At 41.9% G+C, this 22,284-nt stretch carries 22 protein-coding genes, 4 pseudogenes and 1 riboswitch; of the genes and pseudogenes, 16 read left to right on the top strand and 10 right to left on the bottom strand.

The genetic code is table 11. From position 1 onward, the window contains the following. Window positions 1-65 precede the first annotated feature (65 nt). Window positions 66-866 carry a Cof-type HAD-IIB family hydrolase gene (locus ICI50_RS10410; RefSeq protein ID WP_013854951.1) on the top strand — a complete coding sequence of 267 codons (801 nt, stop codon included), beginning with the start codon at window positions 66-68 and terminating at the stop codon, window positions 864-866. A 46-nt stretch (window positions 867-912) separates the two neighbouring features. Here ICI50_RS10410 and ICI50_RS10405 read toward each other — a convergent pair whose 3' ends face one another. The 3 genes from ICI50_RS10405 to nagB form a co-directional block, all read right to left on the bottom strand. Further along, window positions 913-1,599 (bottom strand): deoxynucleoside kinase, encoded by a 687-nt coding sequence (locus ICI50_RS10405; RefSeq protein ID WP_013854952.1) that lies wholly within the window; start codon window positions 1,597-1,599, stop codon window positions 913-915. Between the two features lie 24 nt (window positions 1,600-1,623). Next, window positions 1,624-2,271, bottom strand: coding sequence for a deoxynucleoside kinase (locus tag ICI50_RS10400; RefSeq protein ID WP_013854953.1), 648 nt, complete (start codon window positions 2,269-2,271; stop codon window positions 1,624-1,626). Window positions 2,272-2,434: 163 nt separating this feature from the next. After that, window positions 2,435-3,154 carry a glucosamine-6-phosphate deaminase gene (gene nagB, locus ICI50_RS10395; RefSeq protein WP_188891687.1) on the bottom strand — a complete coding sequence of 240 codons (720 nt, stop codon included), beginning with the start codon at window positions 3,152-3,154 and terminating at the stop codon, window positions 2,435-2,437. A 200-nt stretch (window positions 3,155-3,354) separates the two neighbouring features. Between nagB and ICI50_RS10390 the strand changes: the two are divergent. Both ICI50_RS10390 and ICI50_RS10385 read left to right on the top strand, forming a co-directional pair. Next, a pseudogene (locus ICI50_RS10390) lies at window positions 3,355-4,791 on the top strand (ISLre2 family transposase). Window positions 4,792-5,012: 221 nt separating this feature from the next. Continuing rightward, window positions 5,013-5,213 carry a cold-shock protein gene (locus ICI50_RS10385; protein WP_188891685.1) on the top strand — a complete coding sequence of 67 codons (201 nt, stop codon included), beginning with the start codon at window positions 5,013-5,015 and terminating at the stop codon, window positions 5,211-5,213. Window positions 5,214-5,307: 94 nt separating this feature from the next. On the opposite strand, the pseudogene ICI50_RS10380 reads toward ICI50_RS10385, so the two are convergent. Then, window positions 5,308-6,531 (bottom strand): annotated as a pseudogene (locus ICI50_RS10380) (ISL3 family transposase); the annotation flags it as partial. On the opposite strand from ICI50_RS10380, the pseudogene ICI50_RS10375 reads away from it, so the two are divergent. From ICI50_RS10375 to ICI50_RS10365, 3 genes and pseudogenes are all read left to right on the top strand, one after another. After that, a pseudogene (locus ICI50_RS10375) lies at window positions 6,526-6,669 on the top strand (ISLre2 family transposase); the annotation flags it as partial. The pseudogenes ICI50_RS10380 and ICI50_RS10375 sit on opposite strands and share 6 nt — an antisense overlap. Window positions 6,670-6,750: 81 nt before the next feature. Continuing rightward, window positions 6,751-6,935: riboswitch (cobalamin riboswitch) on the top strand. Window positions 6,936-7,144: 209 nt separating this feature from the next. Further along, window positions 7,145-9,502 carry a DUF5776 domain-containing protein gene (locus ICI50_RS10370; RefSeq protein WP_188892125.1) on the top strand — a complete coding sequence of 786 codons (2,358 nt, stop codon included), beginning with the start codon at window positions 7,145-7,147 and terminating at the stop codon, window positions 9,500-9,502. Between the two features lie 87 nt (window positions 9,503-9,589). Further along, on the top strand, window positions 9,590-10,636 hold the full coding sequence (locus tag ICI50_RS10365) for a prenyltransferase/squalene oxidase repeat-containing protein (protein WP_188891684.1): 1,047 nt from the start codon (window positions 9,590-9,592) through the stop codon (window positions 10,634-10,636). A 179-nt stretch (window positions 10,637-10,815) separates the two neighbouring features. On the opposite strand, the pseudogene ICI50_RS10360 reads toward ICI50_RS10365, so the two are convergent. Next, window positions 10,816-10,953: pseudogene (locus ICI50_RS10360) on the bottom strand (RNA-guided endonuclease TnpB family protein); the annotation flags it as partial. A 123-nt stretch (window positions 10,954-11,076) separates the two neighbouring features. On the opposite strand from ICI50_RS10360, the gene ICI50_RS10355 reads away from it, so the two are divergent. From ICI50_RS10355 to ICI50_RS10330, 6 genes are all read left to right on the top strand, one after another. Beyond that, a complete protein-coding gene (locus ICI50_RS10355; RefSeq protein ID WP_025084277.1) occupies window positions 11,077-11,826 on the top strand; it encodes a DUF4430 domain-containing protein in 750 nt (249 codons plus the stop codon). Between the two features lie 20 nt (window positions 11,827-11,846). After that, entirely contained in the window at window positions 11,847-12,023 is a 177-nt protein-coding gene (locus tag ICI50_RS10350) for a GlcG/HbpS family heme-binding protein (protein ID WP_013854960.1), read from the top strand. Window positions 12,024-12,026: 3 nt separating this feature from the next. Beyond that, window positions 12,027-12,272 (top strand): hypothetical protein, encoded by a 246-nt coding sequence (locus ICI50_RS10345; RefSeq protein ID WP_013854961.1) that lies wholly within the window; start codon window positions 12,027-12,029, stop codon window positions 12,270-12,272. A gap of 13 nt (window positions 12,273-12,285) precedes the next feature. Next, the gene (locus ICI50_RS10340; RefSeq protein ID WP_013854962.1) at window positions 12,286-12,630 is read left to right on the top strand and encodes a BMC domain-containing protein; all 345 of its coding nucleotides are present in this window, start codon (window positions 12,286-12,288) and stop codon (window positions 12,628-12,630) included. A 134-nt stretch (window positions 12,631-12,764) separates the two neighbouring features. Continuing rightward, window positions 12,765-13,547, top strand: a complete 783-nt coding sequence (locus tag ICI50_RS10335; RefSeq protein ID WP_013854963.1) for a tyrosine-protein phosphatase — start codon at window positions 12,765-12,767, stop codon at window positions 13,545-13,547. 172 nt (window positions 13,548-13,719) lie between these two features. Then, window positions 13,720-14,259, top strand: coding sequence for an NADPH-dependent FMN reductase (locus ICI50_RS10330; RefSeq protein WP_013854964.1), 540 nt, complete (start codon window positions 13,720-13,722; stop codon window positions 14,257-14,259). A gap of 59 nt (window positions 14,260-14,318) precedes the next feature. On the opposite strand, the gene ICI50_RS10325 is transcribed toward ICI50_RS10330, so the two are convergent. The 5 genes from ICI50_RS10325 to ICI50_RS10305 are packed head-to-tail and all read right to left on the bottom strand — an operon-like array spanning window position 14,319 to window position 19,114. Further along, the gene (locus ICI50_RS10325) at window positions 14,319-14,747 is read right to left on the bottom strand and encodes a EutP/PduV family microcompartment system protein (RefSeq protein WP_013854965.1); all 429 of its coding nucleotides are present in this window, start codon (window positions 14,745-14,747) and stop codon (window positions 14,319-14,321) included. Between the two features lie 37 nt (window positions 14,748-14,784). Beyond that, window positions 14,785-15,828 carry a hypothetical protein gene (locus tag ICI50_RS10320; RefSeq protein WP_013854966.1) on the bottom strand — a complete coding sequence of 348 codons (1,044 nt, stop codon included), beginning with the start codon at window positions 15,826-15,828 and terminating at the stop codon, window positions 14,785-14,787. Window positions 15,829-15,847: 19 nt separating this feature from the next. After that, window positions 15,848-16,558 carry an ECF transporter S component gene (locus ICI50_RS10315; protein WP_003636323.1) on the bottom strand — a complete coding sequence of 237 codons (711 nt, stop codon included), beginning with the start codon at window positions 16,556-16,558 and terminating at the stop codon, window positions 15,848-15,850. 7 nt (window positions 16,559-16,565) lie between these two features. Further along, window positions 16,566-18,230, bottom strand: a complete 1,665-nt coding sequence (locus ICI50_RS10310) for an ABC transporter ATP-binding protein (protein WP_188891682.1) — start codon at window positions 18,228-18,230, stop codon at window positions 16,566-16,568. Continuing rightward, the gene (locus ICI50_RS10305; protein ID WP_013854968.1) at window positions 18,218-19,114 is read right to left on the bottom strand and encodes an energy-coupling factor transporter transmembrane component T; all 897 of its coding nucleotides are present in this window, start codon (window positions 19,112-19,114) and stop codon (window positions 18,218-18,220) included. Before ICI50_RS10305 ends, ICI50_RS10310 begins: the two co-directional genes overlap by 13 nt. A gap of 462 nt (window positions 19,115-19,576) precedes the next feature. Between ICI50_RS10305 and ICI50_RS10985 the strand changes: the two genes are divergently transcribed. From ICI50_RS10985 to ICI50_RS10290, 4 genes are all read left to right on the top strand, one after another. Beyond that, window positions 19,577-19,705 (top strand): hypothetical protein, encoded by a 129-nt coding sequence (locus ICI50_RS10985; RefSeq protein WP_013854969.1) that lies wholly within the window; start codon window positions 19,577-19,579, stop codon window positions 19,703-19,705. 226 nt (window positions 19,706-19,931) lie between these two features. Beyond that, on the top strand, window positions 19,932-21,233 hold the full coding sequence (locus tag ICI50_RS10300; protein ID WP_188891680.1) for a UPF0236 family transposase-like protein: 1,302 nt from the start codon (window positions 19,932-19,934) through the stop codon (window positions 21,231-21,233). A 140-nt stretch (window positions 21,234-21,373) separates the two neighbouring features. Continuing rightward, window positions 21,374-21,649 (top strand): hypothetical protein, encoded by a 276-nt coding sequence (locus ICI50_RS10295; RefSeq protein ID WP_013854977.1) that lies wholly within the window; start codon window positions 21,374-21,376, stop codon window positions 21,647-21,649. Next, the gene (locus tag ICI50_RS10290; RefSeq protein ID WP_054640469.1) at window positions 21,642-21,920 is read left to right on the top strand and encodes a DUF4160 domain-containing protein; all 279 of its coding nucleotides are present in this window, start codon (window positions 21,642-21,644) and stop codon (window positions 21,918-21,920) included. Before ICI50_RS10295 ends, ICI50_RS10290 begins: the two co-directional genes overlap by 8 nt. Window positions 21,921-22,284 lie beyond the last annotated feature (364 nt).

The following is a 22,284-nucleotide window of genomic DNA, read 5'->3' as shown; positions in this document are numbered from 1 at the left end:
TTAATTTACTAGCATTATCCTAAAATGTAAGAAATATTAATTATCAAAAGAATAAAGGTGAAAAAATGTCCGCAAAACTTATTTTTTCAGATATCGATGGTACGTTGATTAACGATGATTTGCAGGTAATGCCCAAGACGCGAGATGCAATTCGCCAGCAGATTATCAAAGGTAATATTTTTATTCCGGCTTCGGCACGTTTACCTAAAGGTATAATGACGGCAGTGGGACAGATTCTGGGAGTTTGTCCGATGATTGCCTATAATGGCGCACTAGCACTGGATGAGACAGGAAGAGCATTAATTACGCGCTTCTTTGATGCAAAAAAAGCGGCTGAAATTTGTCGTTATGTTGATAAACAACAGAATGGTTCAGCCTGGAACATTTATAGCGGCTATGTGTGGTATTGTGCACAAGAGAAGAGTTCCTTAATTAAACATGAAGAAGAAATCGTTAATGTTAAGGCAACGCCAGCGAAGATTGATCAAATCGAAAAATTACAGGGCGTACATAAAGCATTAATTATGGGTAAACCGCAAGAGCTTGATCGTATGCAAAAAGAATTGACTGAAAAGTTCCCTGATCTTAGTTTTGTTAGATCATCTAAGACGCTGCTTGAAGTGGTTTTAAAAGGCGTAAGCAAAGCGAGTGCGGTTAAAATTTTAGCCCAGGAATACAAGGTGCCGTTAGAAAACTGCATTGCCTTTGGTGATAACTACAATGATGAAGAGATGCTAGAAGAAGTGGGGCAGCCATTTTTGATGGGCAATGCACCAGATGAATTAAAAGAGAAATTTGGCGCAGGGCATGTCACGCTCGATAACAATCATGACGGGATTGCTCAAGTTTTAGCAAAAATAGAATAAAGAAAAAAGCATAGAAATTTCTATGCTTTTAATATTTTCCGGGAAATTATGCTTCGACTTGGATATTGGTAGAACCGTTCCAGTCTTCTGGCAATTTGCCCATTTCTTTTAATTTAGCAGTAATTTGATCAAGCACAACTTGCTTGTCATCTGGATTGGCCATGAAATCAAGCTTATCGCCATCAATTTCCATCTTAGGGGAATAATCGTAATTATCATACCAAGGCTTGTAGTAGCGCAACAAACGCTTGTAGTAGTCTTCTAGAGTTGAATCATAGCTCAGCTGCTCATAAGGACGACCACGTTTTTGAATTCGTTTAATCATTGTGTCATATGAAACATTGATATGCACCAACAAATCAGGATTCTTCTTTGGCATCCGTTTTAGTTCGCCCATCATATTATGCAAAAGCTCATAATAAGTGTCGACTTCTTCGGAGGTTGCACGGCCAATATCGGCGTTCATTTGGAAGAAAAGTGCATCTTCATAGATAGAACGATCTAGCACGTTATTATCTTCGGTTAAAGCCGCCTTAATGCTGTGAAAGCGCGTGTTTAAGAAATATACCTGCAATAAGAATGCGTATTTTTTAGGATCGGCATAGAAAAGTGGCAAGACAGGATTGTCATCGACACTTTCGTAAAATGGCTTGGTTCCTAAATAGTTAGCTAAAATACCTGTTAAACTGGATTTACCGGCTCCAATTGGCCCGCTTAAAACAATAACTGTCATCACGTTCCTTCTTTTTATTTTCTCTTATAAGTTGCCAACTTCGTGCAGCTTCTCGTCGATTTCTTTTAATACTTCTTTTTGAGCATCCATGTTAGTGACGAAATCCAGCTTGTCACCGTTGATTTCCATCTTCGGTGAAGCATCGTAATCGTCGTACCATGGCTCGTAGTACTTGAGCAATCTGGCATAGTAATCTTTCAAACCCGGATCAGTGCTAATCTGTTCAAATGAGCGGCCACGCTTCTTAATGCGGTGAAGCATGGTATCAAGTGAAACATGAATATAGATAAGCAGGTCTGGCTTTTTGCTAGGGTTGCCCGGAGTATCTTCCATCATATTTTCAAGCAAGTCATCGTAGATCTTGAATTCGGTTGGATCAGCGACTTTGCTGTCGGCGTTCATCTTGAAAAAGAGCGCATCTTCATAAATTGAACGGTCAGAAACACTGTTTTTATCTTGAATAGCTTGGTTAATCTGCGCTAAACGGTGGTTAAGCAAATAGGTATTAAGCAGAAAGGTATAACGCTTCATGTCTTTATAATAAAGCGGCAAAACAGGGTTGTTATCGACGCCTTCATAAAACGCTTGCGTACCTAGATGTTCGGCTAAAATACTGGTTAAACTGGATTTACCGGCTCCAATTGGCCCACTTAAAACAATAACTTGAATCACATTCCTTCTTAAATACCAGATATAGACAATTAATAAGTTTAATACAATATATTGTGGCACACAAGCAATTTTTAAAATCTGTTTCACGCCTAAAAGTCAAGCGGATAAATCAAAAAAGGCTAAGCAATTTGCTTAACCTCTTTCGTTAAAATAAATTTTGTTTTTAGTTCTTGTACTTGTCATCTAATTCTTGGGCTGCAGCCTTGTCGACGATCACCGTTACGTCTGGGTGCTTTTGCAAAATTGATGCAGGAACATCTTCGGTAATTGGGCCTTCAATCATTTCTTTGACAGCATGAGCTTTCTTTTCACCAAAGGCCATTAAAACGATCTTCTTAGATTGCATGATGTTGGCAGTACCCATACAGATAGCACTCTTTGGTACTTCGTCTTCATTGTCGAAGAAACGAGAGTTGGCCTTAATCGTGTTTTTGGTTAATTTAACTTCATGAGTACCAATGTCAAATGGCGTGCCTGGTTCATTGAAGGCAATGTGACCGTTGCGGCCGATGCCGAGTAATTGAATGTCGATCGGATTTTCCTTGATAATTTGGTCGTATTGCTTGCAATATGCAGCAACGTCCTTAGCCATGCCATCAGGAACATAAGTCTTCTTGAATGGCTTCTTATCAAATAAGTGTTTTTGCATGAAGTAGTGGTAGCTTTGAGGATTGTCTGGTGTTAAGCCAACATATTCATCGAGGTTGATGCTAGTAAGATTCTCGCAGTTAAGATCGCTTTTTACCCAATTTTGGTAAAGAGTCTTAGGGGTGGAACCGGTAGCCAAGCCTAAGGTCTTTGCGCCGTCCTTAATCCCTTTTTCAAAAATCTCAAATGCCTTTGCTCCACCTTGAATTTTGTTTTCAGTAACAATAACTTTCATAATTTAAGTCCTCCTCATTCAATGGTCTAGTCCATTATAAAATGGAATAGACCATTTTGTCAACTAAGTGTATAATTTTTTGCGGTAAGCTGAATAATTAATTAAAAAAGCTCAAGTCCTTTGAATTTGGACTTGAGCTCAAACAAAAAGACCAGTAGTCTGATGTTAAGAACAAAAAACACATTAGAAGCTGGTCTTTTATGGAATCTATTATAGCTGATATCGTAAAAATTATTAAGTCTGAAAATAATGTTATTGCCCGTGAAAAGGCATTAATGTGCTATTTCTTTGATCTGATTAGAGAATTGATGACAGCAGCACTAGAAGAAGTTGATGCCGGCTTAGTTGAAGAAACTAAAAAGCAAGGCTATCAGATTGAAAAGAAAAATAAGCGCTCAGTTGTGACTGCCTTTGGTGAGATTAGCTATTGGCGCAGAAGATATGCTTGTCCAGGCAAAAAGGCCCAATACCCACTGGATAAGCTAATGGGTTAGGACAAATACAAGCGTTACAGCGTTTTGGCAGTAAAAGATGTTTTGCAAGTTAGTGCTGTGGCTACTTACCGCAATACCGCTCTAGCTGTTAATACTCTCTCCTGTTTCAAGATTAGCCATAGTCAAGTTGGCAAGCTGATTGTGCAAGCAGGCAAACAGATTAAAGTACAGCAGCAGTCTGAGGAAAGATACGATGGTATTACTCAAAAGAAAAAGGTGCCAGTGCTTTATCTTGAAGGCGATGGCGTTGTGATTAAAGGCACCAAGAAGCGACTGGAATTATCAAGTCTGCGAGGATATTATTAATTTAAGCAAGACGCGCAGAAAGAGAGTACAGGCCAAAGAGTTTGTTTCTTTAAGCCGCTGGGATGCTTTACCAGAGAGTTTGTTTCTTTAAGCCGCTGGGATGCTTTACCAGAAATTAAAGCTTATTTAGCCAATCCCTATGACTTAAGCGATACTTTAATCATCAGTAATGCCGATGGCGGTGCTGGTTATGCCAAGAAAGATTTTGATGAAATAGTTGGCTATTGCCGGCAGCACGAACACTTCTTGGATGTCTTTCACTTGAATAAAAAGATCAAGGACCGTTTAGACTTTATGCCGGCTATGCCAAGCAAATTGATCAGTGCAGTTGAGTTTAAATATGACCGTCACTTAACTGATGTGATTTTAGACACGATTGAAAGCAATCTGATTGATGAGCTGAATACGCCAGAAAATCATGAAAACCTAAAGCGGCTGCGCAGCTATCTTCATCGTCGCTGGGTGGATATTAAGCCATTCAAAATGCGTCATTTGTCCGTAATTAAGGCAATTGGCTGCTGTGAGAGCAAGCACCGTAAATATACTTATCGCGTCAAAGGGCAGGGAAAATACTGGTCAGAAAATGGTGCCGAAGGAATTCTGCGTGTGCTGACTTGTATCAAAAACAAAGAGCTGGAATACTGGCTTAGCAGTGAGTTTGCAGGTGGACAGCTCGATATTGGTGAGCAGGGAGAATTGAAAGGTGCAGTTCGTGCCAGCCTAAGAAAGACGCATGAAGCTCATCTAGGCATTCATCATGGAGCAATCGAAAGCTTAACAGCAGGTCATAGCTATTTGGATGATTTCGGCAGAAAAATAAATCAAATAAATATTTAAGAAATTAAGGTCAGACTAATGGTTAATAGCCTACCGCAAAAATATTGACACTTACCTTGAATTATTTAGGGTTGCATACAGCGAATTAAAGTGTTAAAGTTAGTTAAGTTGACATGTACGGAAGTTATAAGTATCATTCATCTTTGCTATCTATTATTTTCTTAGATGTTAATTCAATTTGGTTACTTTGGTTTGATTCCTAGGAGGATATATATATATATATGCAAAATGGTACTGTAAAATGGTTTAATGCTGATAAGGGCTTTGGGTTTATCACTGGTTCAGATGGTAAAGATGTATTCGTACACTTTTCATCAATTAAAACTGACGGTTTTAAGAGTCTTGAGGAAGGGCAAAAAGTTAGTTACGATGTTGAACAAAGCGGTCGAGGACCTAAAGCGATTAATGTTGTTCCACAATAATTTGTCTAATATTATGAAGAACTGCTTTTGATGGAGCAGTTCTTTTTTATGGCTCTTCGTCAAGAAGTACTGATAGAAAAATTTGAATAACTTTTCAAACAGCTCGTGTCTGAGATTGGACATGAGCTGTTCTTTTATTCTTCCAGTTGATGGCAAAGTATGAGTTAGGAAGGGCAAGCAGGATTCGAGCCCGAAAATTAAAGAAGTTACGAAAGCCATAAGCAGTTCGTTTAATAGCTTTGATCTTATTATTAGTTCCTTCGACTGGACCATTCGTGTAGTCACCATATTTAAAGCTGGTGATAATCTCTTTAAGATGCCTCTGGAGAGTCCGTTGAACTTTTTGAAGTGATTGGGGAAGCTGGGTCCATTTAATCGCGAGTAAATGATTGAGTTCATCCTTACTACGATGATTGATCGCGAGAATAAGGTCCTGATAATAACGATAAGCTTGTTTAAGATCATCATTGAAAGCCAGTAAGCGTTGAATAACTTCAACGTCGGTCAACTGAGTATAGCCAAAATTACGACGTGACCAATAGTTATCATATTTGAGTAACCCCGCTGGCGTTAGGATTAATTTCCAGAAATGCTTGAGTGCCCGCCATTGATGGCTTCCATTGCCAGCTTGGTTCATAGCTTTAACCCGAATTTTATTCAAAGCCCGGTAAGCTTGAGCGACCACATGAAAGTGGTCGGCAATAATTATGGCATGGGGAAATAGTTCATGAATAAGATGACGATAAGGCGTATACAGGTCAACCGTAACCGTGCGCACTGCCAGACGAGCCGCACGATCGTAGCGCGGAAAGTAATTACGCAAGTAGCGATTACGTCGTGACAGAATAATATCAATGGTACGATGATTTTCAATGTTCATCAGGATCATACTCATTCCACTGGGTGTAAAGCGACCAGATTTAAAATCATCAAAGGCAATATGGCGAGGTAACCAATGATAGTTTGGTTTGAAAAATTGATCCAGGTTAAAGATAACCCGTCTAACAGTCCAGTCAGAGATTCCCAGTTCCTTGGCGATATCAATTTGGGACTCATTGGTAGTTAGTTGTATCATCACCTGTTGTTTAATTGCTTGGCTGATGTGATGACGATATTTAATGTCCTTGACCTTAGCCAACTCCGTAATCGTTGATGGACAAGCTGATGAAGGTTTACAAAGATACTTTTGATTACGAATCGACCAAATAGTTGGTTGGTAATGTAGACTTGGTCCCAGTACGTTAACTATTTTGAAGCCATTTTTAAGCATTAATTGGCCGCAACGCGGGCAGCGTAAAGGATAAGACTGAATGAGATGAAAGGTGCAGTTCGTGCCAGCCTAAGAAAGACGCATGAAGCTCATCTGGGCATTCATCACGGCGCCATTGAAAGCTTAACAGCAGGACATAGCTATTTAAACGATTTTAGCAGAAAAATAAATCAAATAAATATTTAAGAAATTAAGGTCAGACTAATGGTTAATAGCCTACCGCAAAAATATTGACACTTACGGACTTCGTAGCCCCATTCTAAACAAACGCGCGCCATGCTATAATGATTAATGCTAAAAAGTATAATGAACCGGAAAAAGGTGAAAAGCCTTTACAGCCCCTTCGCTACTGTAAGATTGACTGAAATGTCGCAACTCACTGGCTAAAGCCGGGAAGAAGACATTTGGGGATGAGATCAAGTCAGGAGACGCTTATTATACTGATTGCAAAGTTTCTTAGGGTCGACTTTGTCAATTAATAATAAACTTTCCGGGATTAGTCTGCCTAAAAATGTCGGACGTTAGTTATTAATGATAGAAGATGGCTCTAGCTAGGCTTTTTTGTGTTGCAGAAAGTCTAACCAGTCCAGCATTAATAGCGGTTAACGACCGTTAAATTTGTTTTGAGGAGCGTTCAGTAGTGAAAAGAAAACAATTTGTAGTGAAAAGAAAACAATTTCTATATTGGTTTTCAATTGTATTAGAGATTTTTCTGATATTTTTCAGTGGTGGTAATTCATCCAGGGCTGATACAGCATCAGACGTCAATTCGGCAATTTCCACTGGGTTAACGGAGATCGCGCAACAAGGGTCCCAAATTGATTCCAGGGCTGATACAGCATCAGACGTCAATTCGGCAATTTCCACTGGGTTAACGGAGATCGCACAAAAAGGGTCCCAAATTGATGCTTGGGATGCCACATGTTTAGTGTTTGGGGACAACGGCATTACTGATTTGCAGGCTCAATATGCTTACAAATCAATTCTTAAGAATAACGACTTTCTCAGTGGTGGCAGTCAAGGGTTAAACGGGATCTCTGATGTTTCTGCCGTCAATGGTTTGGTGGCAATCGGCAAAGATCCAACTAATGTGAATGGTAAGAATTTAGTTGCTGACATTGTAAAGGATGCAAATAATCCTGCCAGTGATTATTCAATTGTTAATGATTTGGAAGCTTTGAGTACTGGTAGTTATGGTCAGGCAAGCGAAACTGCCCGAACTTCTTTAACCAAGAAGTTAATTGGGATGCAAGATCAAAAAACAGGTTTGTGGAACGGGTTTGATAAAGTTGATTATACCGCTCGGGCAATATTAGCATTATCGATGAATACGAATCAACCAGGGGCTGCAGATGCTTTAAACACGGCAGTTAAAGCGGTAAGTAATCATCTTTATCAAGAAAATGGCGGATTTGCTGGTGGTAACACAATGTTTGGCGCTGAAAATGCCTACGATGATGTAACAATGACTAATGCCCTTGCCTCTGCCAGCGTAAATGTTTATGTACCATTAAAGGGGAAAACTGATTATGTTGCCCCTGTTCAAAGAGTTCTCGATCAACATCCGGTTTCCGCTGGGAATTCCGCAATGCTGATTCAACAGGCAACCTGGACATTTGAACAGGCCCGATTCACCAGAAATGGTGGTAAAGGATCCATCTTCGCTTTCAATCAAACGGATGCGGCGAAACCTGGTGAGATTGTCAGTATAAAGGCGGCCGCAATTACCAAAAAGCAGTCAATCATCAATGATCCTCAGGCAACGGCCTCTGCCAAGAGTGACGCCCTTAACCTGGTAGATCAAATACTAGCGACGTATGTTTCGAAGTTAAGCGCTGATTCAACCAGCAGTGCTGCAATCGCCGATCGAGCAGCTGGGGTTACGGCTTTTAATCATGTAACCGTTTCTCATGCCGCACCAGCAACGCCCGTAACGCCACCAACTGTTACGAACAATAACGTAACGGTTGTCAACAATCCGGCCAGCTCTTCCAGTGCATCGAGTTCATCATCAGCAACATCCACTTCTTCATCTAGTAGTGTGCCAATAAGTACGCCGACTGTTTCCGGGAAGCCTGTTAAAAAAGCAAGTCATCGTTCCATCGTATATGCACTGACAACTCATCGTTCCATCGTATATGCACTGACAACTGTCAAACTATATAGAAGTTCGAACTTTACTAAATCGAATCTGACGAAGACATACAAGAAACGTGCCCGGATTAACCGCCCAATGTTCCTGGTTATCAGCCAGCAAACGAACAAACAGGGCCATGCGATCTATCGAGTAAAGGACATAAATTCAGGCAAAACCGGTTATACGCTTTCTGGTTCAAAGTATTTTGCCCACGCCTACTATTCCGCAAAGGTGACCCGCATTAAAGTCATCAATCCTAAGGGAATCAACGAGTATGGTAAGGTTAACTTAACGAGCAAGAAGCGCCACGTTAAAAAGAATGCGTCATTAAACGTCAGAAAAGTTGTTAACTATGGGCGTTCCAACCGGATGCAACTTACAAATGGCCGCTACATCACTGCTAACAAGAAGTTCATCTTGGCTACTAAGATCAAGAAGAGCTCCCAAAATACTCGGCCAAGCACACCTACGGCCACAACCACAGGGACAACCACAACTACTAATAATTCACCTAGTGCCACGCCAACTTTGCCAGTGGCACCCACAAATCCTGTTACGCCATCAAACGATGCTAAAACCATCACAACCACTATTAGTATTCATGCCGATGGGGCGACCATCGCAAGTGGCAGTATCAAGGTTAACAGTGGGGCCAGCGCATTGGATGCCTTGCAGGCATTTGCCCAGCAACAAGGATTGGCTTTAACTTATACAGGATCGGGGGCTACTGCATACGTTACCGGAATTAATGGTTACAATGCTGGGCCAGCCGGGACAATGACTGGATGGCTTTATTCAGTTAATGGCACCGAACCTGGTTCATCGATGGGTGTTTATACTTTGAAAGATGGTGATTCAATTTCGATGACCTACAATAAGTAATTCTTCATCTAACAATCAAATATCAAAGTGGTTGGGGGAAAATGAGGCCCCAGACACTTTTATGCATTATCTAAGGAGATCACACCTATGAATAAATATATAAAATCAGTCTTGACTTCTGCAACTTTGGTTATCGCCGCTTTTACGCTCTCAACAACTACCAACGCTGCATCAATTAGGAAGGCTAGTACCGGCACCATTCACAGCAGAATTGCCCGTACTTATTCCTATGCCAAAAAGATGATTAAAGAAAATAAGACCGGACTTTCCGGTCAAAGCAGTTCTATTTTTAGTAAGAAACTCAATCCTGATACTGGTGCGACTGCGGGGTACTCTGACTTTCTGTTAGGGCTCAAGGGAAACGGTTATAAATTTAATACCAAGGAAAAAACGTTGCTGCAAAAAAACTTGGTAATCAAAAAGACAACCCCTGCTGGAACAATGGCCAATGCCGTGATGGCCGTTCAGGCGATGGGGCTCAACGCTAGAGATTATAAGCCATATGGCCACAAAAAGGGAATCAATCTGGTAACCAAGTTGTACCGGACAAGTGTTTCCAAACAAACGACAAGTGCCCAGGCACAAGTGCTGATTGCCATTTCGATGAGCTCAAAGTTCAAGCAGCCAAAGGGAGCGAAGTTTAGCAAAGCAAGCTTGAGTGCTCGGCTATTGAAAGCTCAATTAAATAATCACGGTTGGACGTATAATAACCAACAAGGAGTTAGGGATGCCGACACGACCAGCATGGTTCTAACCGGTCTGGCTCGAGGAAAGGTTAATACAACTAACGTCAAGGACAGCTTGCTGAAGGGGCAAAAATTTCTTACTGGTATTGTGCAGCCTAGTGGTGCATTTGGCTACACGTTTAATGGCAAAACAACGCCAAATGCCAATTCAACCGCTGAAGCAATTATTACCCTATCAAATGATTTTGGCATGAAGAAATATGTGAATAACACGGCGATGAAAACAAGTCAAACTAGGACGCCGCTTTATGCAATGCTGACCTATGTCAATAAATCCGGTTCAATTAAAAACGCAGCTACTCAGCTCTATGGTGTCGGTCAGGTAAATTTAGCGGTTGCCGCTTATAAAGCTGCTTTAAAGAATCGTTCAGTTTACACAATTAATTAATCGCCAAATTTTGAGTGAGAGGTGACAAAACAATGTCAATTACTCGGTAATAAATTACCGAGCTTGTAACTCACACCCCTAACGGGGTCGTAGTGCAAATGTCTGACAACTCCTACCAAAGTGGTTACATCATCGGGTGATTGACAGCACCCGTTTAACTACTAGAGTTTATCCAGTAGCTATTCTTGATTAAATTGCAATTGATTAAAGGCGGTTTCTTTATTCGTTACCCAGTTAGTGCCAAGGAGTTGAATATTCATGGCGCCAATCCGGTCATCGTTGCTGGTATAGCCGCAATGCTGGCAGTGATACTCATGCATTAGTGAAATATTAGTCATCACAAATCTATTTTAGAAAAGAGGTGCGTTGCTCAAGACGCCGATTCCTCTCGGCATTAAAATACCGAGTTTCCTCGTCTAGCAACTCTTATGAAAAAAGCTATGAAAAAAGCAATTGGCTTCATTCTTGCGTTCATTCTCACAATTGGAATCGCTTTTGGTGCCCAACAGGTGATTTCATCGAGAGACGCAGCCCCTAAGCCGACAACTTCTAAACAAGTGACTTCTTCAAGTTCAAGTTCGACCAGTTCAAGTCATCTTAAACAGCCAAGTCACCAGCAAAAAGCAAAGGGTGCAAGCAAAGCAAAACCAAAAGCAGATAGGCGGGCTCAAAAAACAGCCAACAAGCCCCAAACTGCTAGTTCTCAATCAAGCACAAGCCCTAATCGGACAACTGGATCCAGTGCAAAGGCAAGTCCTAACAAGGTCGCTAAAACTAAGCGGTCAAATGTCCCTAAATTTGATAAGCTGGGTAAAATTAACCACAAAGCAGAAACCAAGGTGGTTCAGGATACGCATCATGCGGCTAAAAAGTCGTATAATGCTAAGAATACAATTCAAATCCATTTAACGGTTGATGGATACAAAAAAGTTTTCTATTCGAAGCGGATGCGCGTTAAAAAGGGCGCCAACGCGTTTTCGATTTTAAAGCAAACGAACCTGAAGATTAGTTATATTCCGGGCCCCTCCGTTTACGTGAACGGCATTAACGGCCTCAAGGAAAATGATGTTAAGGCCGGTTCCGGTTGGATGTTCAGTGTTAACAAGAAATTTATTGACCATGCTTCAAACTTAACGAAGCTTAAGAGTGGGGACAACGTTCGTTGGTACTTTACAACGGAGGGGTATTAACTGATTAGATCCCGCTAATATTGATTCAAACAAAGCGACTGCTGCCAAAGGGAGGGATATATTCCTTTGGCGGTGGCATCCCACTTAAAGTTGATGGCAATATCATTGGTGCCATTGGCGTCAGTGGCGGGACCGTTAAGCAGGATCAGGCGATTTGTGAGATTGCTGTTGATATGTTTACGAGGGAGTGTGATTAGGATATGAATCAAGGAAAAATTGAGGAAGTTATTCGTAACATTATTGCTCAAGAAGTTGGAAATAATGTAAGCCAGAAGCCAGTCGTAGCGGGGCAGACTTCCCAAAATGATGGAGATATTTCGCCGTTGCTGAGAGAATTGCGGGACTCTGTTCAGGAGAAAATTCAAACTCGTTCTTCAGATTCTGAGGTAGACAGTTCTTCTCTTTTGGATGACATTACCAAGGACGTTAAGAATCGTTTAGGTTAGCGAGGGATGTTCTATGAGCCGTGATATCGAACGAACAATCCAAGAGTATGTTCCAGGTAAACAGGTGACGTTAGCACACATTGTGGCTAACCCAACTCCTGATATTTATGAGAAGTTAGGAATTCAAACTCCCAAAGACGCATTGGGAATTTTGACCATTACGCCCAGTGAGGCGGCGATTATTGCTGGTGATATTGCTACTAAATCCAGTAATGTGACACTTGGATTTATTGATCGGTTTAGCGGTTCCGTCGTAATCGTGGGTGAAGTTGCGGAAGTTGAATCGGCCTTAAAGGACGTCGTTAGTAAATTACACGATCTTTTAGGTTTTGACATTCCAAAAATTACTAGAACCTAAATCAACCCAGGGGCTCGGCTTTTGACCGCGGCTCTTTTTTCAATTTGATGTAAAAGACTCGTCATCCTCAATTAAATTTGCTATTTGGAACCGACTAAAAATATTGTCTTATGATCCCGGGAAGGGGTGTGTCGATGCGCCACATGCAAGAAATTAATTTGAAGAACGCTTTTAATTGTCGAGATTTGGGCGGCTATCAAACTAGAAGCGGTTTAATGGTCCAGCCAAAGCAATTAATTCGATCCGGATACCTATCTGATTTAGATAATAGTGATCAGCAGGCTCTTTATAATTATGGCATTCGAACAATTATTGATTTTAGATCTCCACTGGAGGTTAGAAAGTACCCTGACCATTATGACAGTCGAACGCAATATTTGAAAATTCCAATTCTAAAGCAGGATTTAACTGAAAGTATGACTAATGTTAGAAATTTAGCGGGTTGGCTGACTGATAAATGGGCGGGATTTCATCAGATGATGCGCATTTACGATCAATTAATTGCCAGTGACGAAGTACAGCGGGCATACCGGCAATTCTTTTTAACATTAGTTGACGCCAATTCTGGCGGGATCTTATTTCACTGTTCAACTGGTAAAGACCGAACTGGGATTATTTCGATTTTGATTTTAGTGATGTTGGGGGTTCCTGAAGAGGTTGTAAAGGCGGATTATCTGTGCAGCAACTGGTTTTCTGCCGTGAGAATCAACAATCGATTAAATGAAGCCAAGTTGGTTAGTGATAATTTAGCCTATCTAAAATCAATTTTTGATCTCTCGACAGTTCGGGAAGATTACTTTCAACAAGCCGTTTCGATGATTAATGACCGGTATGGCAGTTTTGATTCGTATTTTCATGATCGGTTAGGTTTTGATGACGCGTTTTTATTAAGGATGAGGAAAAAATTCTTAGCGTAAATGATATTCCATTTATCCCTTTAATAATTTTAAAGGTAGGACAAAAAGTGGTTTTGCATTCCGGAATGACATCGCGTTTTATATTTTACGATGCAAATATGATTGTAAAGCCGCGTACATAAATAGATTCTTAGCAATTGAATCAGTTCAAAATACGAGGAAGGTGTGAGTGATGATAAATATTGGCGTATTAGTTGGAAGTCTTAGTGAACGATCCTACAGTCAAAAGATTGCGAATTATTTAATGAACGAGTATCAATCGGTAAGGTTCGTTCAGGTGAATTTTGAAATTTTACCATTGTATAATCCTGATTTTGAAAAAGAGCCACCATTAGAGTGGCAAGTATTTCGAAGTGTGATTGACCAAATGGACGCTTTACTCTTTGTCACCCAAGAATATAATTTATCAATTCCAGGTGGATTAAAAAATGCCATTGATGTTTTGTCGGTTCCATCACCAGAGCCTCACATTGCTTATAAACCGGCATTAGTGATTACTGATTCTTCTGGTGAACGCGGTGGCGCAAATGCAAATATCCATATTCAACAGTTGTTACGGTATATTGGGATGACTGTGTTGAATGAATTTATCACTATCAGTAATGTTCACCAACGGTTTGATCCCCAGAACAGACTTTTAAATGAGCAAGTTGCTGCTCAGCTAAATGGGTCAATTAGAAAATTGGTTGAATCGATAGACAAACAGCATTAGACTGCACATAAAAATGGGTGCGAGATCGTTAATCAATAACGAATTTCGTACCCATTATTTTAATTTCTCAGATAATCGATCAACTGCTGGACATTTGCGCCAGTTTTAGCCGAAATCTCAAACATTTTCTCAGCCCCAGCATCCCTTAGCCGTTCGGTAACCATCTCGATTTGCTGATTAGTGGCGATATCTGTTTTTGTAACGACGCCAATCGTTTCCTTAGTGAACATCGTGCTGAAGCCTGTTGGTAAAACAATTCGCGGATCAGTAGCGCTTTGCATCAAGACGATGACGTCGGCTTCAATGGCGGTGGTCATCAGGTTAGAATACATTGCACGATGCTCAACATATTCACCGGGCGTATCGATAACATTATTATAAAACTCAATGGTTTGGGTTTTGTTGTAAGTCATCTGTAGTTCATTGAGTTTCTGAATAAAGGAGGTTTTGCCACAACCAATCGCCCCGATAAACATTGCCTTTTTCACTGATCTTTCCCCCAAATTAATTACTTATCACTTCGCGTTATTTAACCGTATAAACCGAATGCCCCTTCAAAGCCTGCCGATAAGCAGCCGTTGCCAGGTTCACCTGACCGACGCCGATCAATTGACTGGTAGCACCCTTAATTGAACCGGTCTTGTTAACGTAGCCGAGCATTGCCCGCAGTGGGGAGGCGGCTTGCTTGGTGGTGAAGTAGCCATTGGCGTACTTGACGGTTGCTTGCTTTGATGACAGGGCAATGATTGCTTCGGCTGTTGAGTTAGCGACGGTCTTGCCATTGAAGACGTAGCCATAAGCACCTGAAGCGGTGATGTTACTCTTCAAGTAGGACTGGCCCTTCACCAATGCGGTTTTAACGGCACTCAGTGAGGATTTGCTGTGGGCCAGCGCGGCGATTGCCATTGAAGTGGTATCACTATCAACGCTGGCAGCGGTGTTGTTGTAAGCCCAGCCATTATTACTTTGCTGGTCCTTAACCAATGATTTTGCCAAACTGGTCTTGGAGAACTTGGCGTTTGATGGGCGTTTAAACGTTGATGACATGGTCAGGGCAAGCAGAACCTGGCTCTTGACGTTTGGTGTTTGCTTGCTCATTGACTGGCGGTACAGCCCAGATACCAGGTTGACGGCCTTCTTGGCGCCGGCTGGCTTAAACTTGGTTGGGTTTAGGCCAACGGCTTTTAGCCCCTGAATTGCGTTGGCGTAGTCGGCAGCAGTGCTCTTCGAATTGATCACCAGATTGGCCGCGATGCGCTTCTTCTGGGTGGTCGTAAATTTGTACCCCCAGCCCTTTAAGCCAACCAGCAAATCGGCGTAACCGCTAGCGGCACCGATGGTTGGGTTGGCTTTTTTACTAAACAGAGCGGTCGTCTTGCCTGACAATCCGGTCTTGTTTTTAATCATCAGATTCTTCGCGTAACGGTAGTTGGCTTTGATCTTGCTATTTTGATAAGCACGACTGGCGGTCTCAACGCTGGCTGCATTGGCGGTGAAGGCTGGTGCGATACTGCCAAATCCTAATAGGGTTGAAGCAGAGATCATGAGTAGCTTTGATGTTAATTTCATTGATTAATCCATCCTTTTTCTATTGGTTTTTATCCGGTAAAATATTGTATTTGGTGACTAAGCGGTGAAACAGCTTCTCCCATGGTTTGTAAAATAGCGCGATGAGAAAGGCATTGGATGCTGCGTGGAACGTGTCAAATGGAAAGAAACTGGCCGCAAAAGCCAAGATAAAACTCTTGATGGTCAGCGGTGATACGTAGGCCAGGGCGTACCAGAGGTCCATGATCCAGCCAAACAAATAGCCCCAGACGCAGGCAAACACGATCATAAAAATCAGACTATGGGACAATCGGGCCTTCATGAAGAGGCCAGCGGTTAACCCCATTAAGCCCCAGGCGACCATCTGCCAAGGCGTCCATGGTCCTTGACCCATAAACATGTTGGAAACCAGTGCCGTGGTAGATCCTGTGATAAAGCCCAGTTCCGGGCCGAGACTGACACCGCTTAGAATTACGACGAAGCTGGCTCCCTGCACACCAGGAATGGCGCCCAGTGGGACCCGGGTGGCAACCGCCAACGCGATCAAAACGGCGACAAACATCAACGTTTGGGTGCTGATTGGATCGTGTTCGAAGCGCCAGTACGCGGGTAAAAGGCTACAGATTAGGCACATAAAGCTAAATAATAGGTAGTGCTTTCCCTTCAATAAGACAATGAATAGCAGAAAAATAAACATTAACAGTAACGCAATTAATAACCGATACCGGTTGAGTAACGAAGATTGTTTCAAGTAACACTCACCCCCTTTCTGGATGGTTCGCCAGCTTCAGATCGACTGGCAGTAGGGCGTCCTTAACCTGATCACGGGCAATCCGGTTAATTGGCGTGGTGAAGAAAAAGTTATCGGCAAAAAATGATTGCGTGGCAAGCAGCGTGTTGAAATGGCCATCAAACATAAACGTGCATTTGTCGGCAAATTTAGCACAGAATTCCATGTCGTGGCTGGCAATCACAATGGTCATACCGGCTTGTTGGTACTGTTTCAGCAGGTTGCCCACCTGAATTTTGGTGTAGGGATCCAGTCCCTTGGTTGGCTCGTCCAGAACCAACAGATCAGGGGTCGCCATCAGTGCGATTGCTAATCCAACCAGCTGTTGTTGGCCGCCACTAATGTCAAATGGATTTTGTTTCTCAATACGGTTCAAATGAAATTGATTAATCATATGGTCAACTTGGGCCTTAGCGTCTGGCAACCGTAATTCAGCCGCCTGAACTTCCAGCTCCTCACGAACGGTATCGGCTGTAAATTGGAGACGGGGAGTTTGCGACAGAAATGCCAGTTTGGCCATTCGCTGGTTAATGGCCATTTTCCAAACTAACTGGTGGACGAAACGAATTTTGCCGTGCTGCGGCGTCATTAGTCCACAAATCAGCGTTAACAGGGTTGATTTGCCGGAGCCGTTTTTGCCGATAATTGCCAACCACGTACCGGGATTAATCGCCAGGTTCAGGTGATGGAGGACGTTATGTTGGCCGTCGAAGCTAAAGGAAATGTTATTGACGGTTAGAATTGGTTTTTCGGCTGGGGGTAATTGCGCAACCTTGCCGCCGGTCGTCACTGATTGAAATTGAAGATGGTGAGTCCGAATCGCCGACTGGGCATCGGCTACTGAAATCGGCAATTGGGAGGTTCGAATCTGTTGATCTAAGAAGAGCTTGGGAATTGACGGTACGAAATAGGTCAAGTGGGCATCAGTGGCCATTTTTGCCAAGCCGCTGTGGGGATCACCGTCAAAGGTCAGGTGGTGATCCTGCAGGAGAATCATCCGGTTGGCCATGGCTGCTACCGTGCTCAGCCGGTGTTCAGTCAACATAATTGTAATCCCTAATTCTTGATTAATCCGCCCTAAAACGGTGAGAAAATGCTGAGCGGTCAGCGGATCCAACTGGGACGTGGGTTCGTCCAGTAAAATTAATTTTGGGCGCAAGATGAGAACCGAAGCCAGGTTTACCAACTGAAGCTGGCCGCCGGATAATTGATGTATTTGGCGATCGAGGTTTTGATCAAAACCTAAGAAATTTGCCAGTTCGGTAATCCGGCGTTCGATTTCATTGCTGGGACAGCCAATATTTTCTAATGGGAAGGCCAGTTCTTCGATCACCGTTGCCATCACCGACTGGGTTTGTGGATCTTGGGCCACATAGCCGACGGTTTGGGCACTCACCAACTTCGGCATGTCAGCAACCGGTGTTTCGGCAATTTGAACGTCACCAGTTCGGGCTCCTTTGGGCATGAGCTCCTTTTTCAAATGGTTAAGCAGGGTCGTCTTGCCACTGCCGGTATTACCGGCAATCACAATAAAATCGCCGGGGTCAATGGTGAAGTTGACGTCGTCCAGAACGGGGGTTGATTGATCGGGATAGGTGAACGTGAGATGGGTCACGGTAGCTAATTTTTGCATGAACGATAGACCCCCTCTGAGATTAATGGTAGTAAGAATAGGAGTGCCGTGACGACGATGGGCCAAGTATCGCCCGGCGTAAAAATGGTGGTGAAATTGGCGACTGAACGACTGGTGCCCATTGAAAGAATCCGGACGCCGATAGTTGCAACTAGCATGACGGTGGCAATCGTGATGAACAGCAGGTCACTAAACTGCCAGTGATACGAGCGGTAGTGGGTCCGCTTGGCAGCGCCAAATCCGCGGGCGTCCATTAAATTGGCGGTTTCCATCGCAGAAGACAGGGCGTCCTGCAGAAGAATTTCGAAGATGTGGAGCGTCTTTTGGGTGCGGGTCTTCAATGATCCATTAACCACGTCGACGTTGCGGGTTTTTTGCAGGCGCAAAATCCGTTTGAGCCTATCGGTGAAGCTGGTGACCAGCGTAAACGAAATGGTGACCAGTACTGCCAGCCGGGGCGCAATCGGCGAGAACACGTAGATCAGCTTGCTGGGGATCAGAACCGCGTTTAGGACTGAAAAAACAAACTGCATTGCGATCAGGACAATTGCCATCGCAATGCCGTACAGAAATGCCGGATACGAAAATTTGAACGTCAGAATGCCCCATTTGAAATGCCAAAGAATCGGCGGAAACTTTTGATTGAGGAGCGTATTGAAAAATGGAATCATTAATAGAAATGAAACGGCGTATTTCAGTTGGCGCGCCGTCTTTCGGCCGCCAAGGTAGTAGGTGGCTGTGATCGTGAGCGCGATGAACTCAGCCACCGCGACCGCCACGTGATTAAACAGCAGGAGGCAGACGATCAGCTCAGTAAAGTACAGCGTGAGCGCTACTGGATGAAGCTGCGAAAAAAACGTCATCTTGATTGGGGTGTGTGTCATGGAAAATCCCGACTTTCTAAGGGTTAGTAAATCCTTCCAACAGTATATCATCGTTGCCAAGGGTGGTAAACGGCATATCTTGTGTGGTGGCTAGTATTATTTTGAGGCGTTTTTAAATGGTGAAATTTGCGAACTGATTTATCACCTTTTGGATATTATGTACAGCCTTTTTACACCATTTTTACACTAAATTTACCGTGACCTGCTAAGCTGTCATTTATACGGGTTCATCCGAACAAGCGAGGTGGTTAACACGTAAATAACTTTCTGAAAATCATTGAAAGCAAAAGCTGCAACATCCTTCAAGCAACATCCCGAGGCGGAAAAAGTCATCCGTGTCGGGGCTTTGCTTTGGTAAATTTTATAAGCATATTACTATCTCCCTGGTCGACAGTAGCGCTATACTACTTAGTAGAGAGAAGATTGATAAGCTTCATAGAATTGACCAAGGAGGAATGTTTTATGCCAAAGACTTTGAAGAATTTATTTGCAAGAACCACTGAAAGAAAGAATCGCCGTTCAGGAACCTTGAAAGATGATTTGAATTCACGTCTTTTCTGGAATTCGGTATTGAAAGGCCAACAGAAGTAATCATGGTTAAATTAATAAGTTTTGCGTGACGATCCTCATCAGTTTTCGGACTGAATGGGGATTTTTTGTATGGTGGCTAATACCAAGTGCTAAGTGTATAATTTTTTGCGGTAAACTGAATAATTAATTAAAAAAGCTCAAGTCCTTTGAATTTGGACTTGAGCTCAAACAAAAAGACCAGTAGTCTGATGTTAAGAACAAAAAACACATTAGAAGCTGGTCTTTTATGGAATCTATTATAGCTGATATCGTAAAAATTATTAAGTCTGAAAATAATGTTATTGCCCGTGAAAAGGCATTAATGTGCTACTTCTTTGATTTGATTAGAGAATTGATGACAGCAGCACTAGAAGAAGTTGATGCTGGTCTAGTTGAAGAAACTAAAAAGCAAGGCTATCAGATCGAGAAGAAAAATAAGCGTTCAGTTGTGACTGCCTTTGGTGAAATCAGCTATTGGCGCAGAAGATATGCTTGTCCTGGCAAAAAGGCCCAATATCCACTGGATAAGCTGATGGGCTATGACAAATATAAGCGTTACAGTGTTTTGGCAGTGAAGGATATTTTGCAGGTTAGCGCCGTGGCAACTTACCGCAATACTGCTTTAGCTGTTAATACTCTCTCCTGTTTCAAGATTAGCCATAGTCAAGTTGGCAAGCTGATTGTGCAAGCAGGCAAACAGATTAAAGCACAGCAGCAGTCTGAGGAAAGATACGATGGCATTACCCAAAAGAAAAAGGTGCCAGTGCTTTATCTTGAAGGCGATGGCGTTGTGATCAAGGGCACCAAGAAGCGGCTAGAGTTTCATCGCTATCAAGTCTGCGAGGATATTATTAATTTAAGCAATACTTTAATCATCAGTAATGCCGATGGTGGTGCTGGCTATGCCAAGAAAGACTTTGATGAAATAGTTGGCTATTGCCGGCAGCACGAACACTTCTTGGATGTCTTCCACTTGAACAAAAAGATTAAAGATCGTCTAAGCTTCATGCCAGCCATGCCAAGCAAATTGATCAGTGCAGTTGAGTTTAAATATGACCGTCACTTAACTGATGTGATTTTAGACACGATTGAAAGCAATCTGGTTGATGAGCTGAATACGCCAGAAAATCATGAAAACCTAAAGCGGCTGCGCAGCTATCTTCATCGTCGCTGGGTGGATATTAAGCCGTTCAAAATGCGTCATTTGTCCGTAATTAAGGCAATTGGCTGCTGTGAAAGCAATCACCGCAAGTATACTTATCGCGTCAAAGGGCAAGGAAAATACTGGTCAGAAGATGGTGCCGAAGGAATTCTGCGTGTGCTGACTTGTATTAAAAACAAAGAGCTGGAATACTGGCTTAGCAGTGAGTTTGCAGGTGGACAGCTCGATATTGGTGATCAGGGAGAATTGAAAGGTGCAGTTCGTGCCAGCCTAAGAAAGACGCATGAAGCTCATCTAGGCATTCATCACGGCGCCATTGAAAGCTTAACAGCAGGACATAGCTATTTGGATGATTTCGGCAGAAAAATAAATCAAATAAATATTTAAGAAATTAAGGTCAGACTAATGGTTAATAGCCTACCGCAAAAATATTGACACTTACGATGATGACTATCCCTTTTTCTATATAAGAGTAGACATGATATAATTAAATAGAGTTTTATTTTATATAAAAAGGGGGCTTCCACATGCTGTATCCGTATGCTGAATTTCCAGGTGAGCTTTCAATTACTTATTCACAAGTGATAAAAGATTCTGAGATGAAAAATGGAGAAAAAATTTTCGTTCATTTTGAGAAACCAACTGATTTTGGATTCAAAGAAGCAAGGTATATTCTTCCTGGGTTTAAAGAAGTTTATAATTATGACTTCACGCCTTCGGAAACAAAGAAAAATCTTGATATCTTGAAAAGAAATGCGCCATTAATTATTGAATGTGCTAAAGAGAAAAAAACTAGTGCCTAATTACTTTAGATTTAACAATTTCGTGCTGTATTTTTATGCTGGGGATGGTATTGAGCCGATTCACGTGCATATTACAGAAGGCAGACCCTCTAAAGCTTCAGTAAAATTATGGCTTTTAGAAGATGGAACATGTAAATTAGCCTACAATCGTACAGATATTTCTGATAAAGAATTAAAAAAGCTAGAAAAATTTATCGAACTAAACTTTGATGTTTTTTGCTCTAAATGGAAAAGTTTCTTCAATTTATCAAAAATTGAATTTCATAGCTAAAGTATTAAAGGATGGTTAGATAGTCACTAAATTTTTGAGCTTGCCTATTGATAGTTCTAAGATCAATAGGCTTTTTTCTTGCATTTTTATTCGTTATAAAGACGAGGTAAATTATTGGATTACCTTTCAAATGGTGAGGATCTTTGATTAGATAAAATTGCTTCGCAGGATAAAAAATTAAAAGGATTGAAGGATATTCAATTAGGAATGTATTTTCCTGATGGGTATCCTTTTTTGGATGTTAAGTACATGATGGTAGCATGATATAATTAAAGGGGAAAATGCTAGGATTCATTTTATTCTGACTAAACTGAATAAAAATGAGCTTCTAAGAATTTAGAAATGTTGATGGATCAAGGACCTT

This window comes from Lactobacillus kefiranofaciens (assembly GCF_014656585.1).
In the GTDB taxonomy this organism is placed as follows: Bacteria; Bacillota; Bacilli; order Lactobacillales; family Lactobacillaceae; genus Lactobacillus; species Lactobacillus kefiranofaciens.
This window is presented reverse-complemented; position numbering and strand designations above follow the sequence as displayed.

Coding starts and splice junctions, on each gene's coding strand:
- ICI50_RS10305 (WP_013854968.1), bottom strand. CDS start 19,114: ATGACACACACCCCAATCAAGATGACGTTTTTTTCGCAGCTTCATCCA.
- ICI50_RS10365 (WP_188891684.1), top strand. CDS start 9,590: ATGAATAAATATATAAAATCAGTCTTGACTTCTGCAACTTTGGTTATC.
- ICI50_RS10985 (WP_013854969.1), top strand. CDS start 19,577: ATGCCAAAGACTTTGAAGAATTTATTTGCAAGAACCACTGAAAGAAAG.
- ICI50_RS10385 (WP_188891685.1), top strand. CDS start 5,013: ATGCAAAATGGTACTGTAAAATGGTTTAATGCTGATAAGGGCTTTGGG.
- ICI50_RS10355 (WP_025084277.1), top strand. CDS start 11,077: ATGAAAAAAGCAATTGGCTTCATTCTTGCGTTCATTCTCACAATTGGA.
- ICI50_RS10345 (WP_013854961.1), top strand. CDS start 12,027: ATGAATCAAGGAAAAATTGAGGAAGTTATTCGTAACATTATTGCTCAA.
- ICI50_RS10330 (WP_013854964.1), top strand. CDS start 13,720: ATGATAAATATTGGCGTATTAGTTGGAAGTCTTAGTGAACGATCCTAC.
- ICI50_RS10405 (WP_013854952.1), bottom strand. CDS start 1,599: ATGACAGTTATTGTTTTAAGCGGGCCAATTGGAGCCGGTAAATCCAGT.
- ICI50_RS10335 (WP_013854963.1), top strand. CDS start 12,765: ATGCGCCACATGCAAGAAATTAATTTGAAGAACGCTTTTAATTGTCGA.
- nagB (WP_188891687.1), bottom strand. CDS start 3,154: ATGAAAGTTATTGTTACTGAAAACAAAATTCAAGGTGGAGCAAAGGCA.
- ICI50_RS10320 (WP_013854966.1), bottom strand. CDS start 15,828: ATGAAATTAACATCAAAGCTACTCATGATCTCTGCTTCAACCCTATTA.
- ICI50_RS10310 (WP_188891682.1), bottom strand. CDS start 18,230: ATGCAAAAATTAGCTACCGTGACCCATCTCACGTTCACCTATCCCGAT.
- ICI50_RS10300 (WP_188891680.1), top strand. CDS start 19,932: ATGGAATCTATTATAGCTGATATCGTAAAAATTATTAAGTCTGAAAAT.
- ICI50_RS10295 (WP_013854977.1), top strand. CDS start 21,374: ATGCTGTATCCGTATGCTGAATTTCCAGGTGAGCTTTCAATTACTTAT.
- ICI50_RS10410 (WP_013854951.1), top strand. CDS start 66: ATGTCCGCAAAACTTATTTTTTCAGATATCGATGGTACGTTGATTAAC.
- ICI50_RS10340 (WP_013854962.1), top strand. CDS start 12,286: ATGAGCCGTGATATCGAACGAACAATCCAAGAGTATGTTCCAGGTAAA.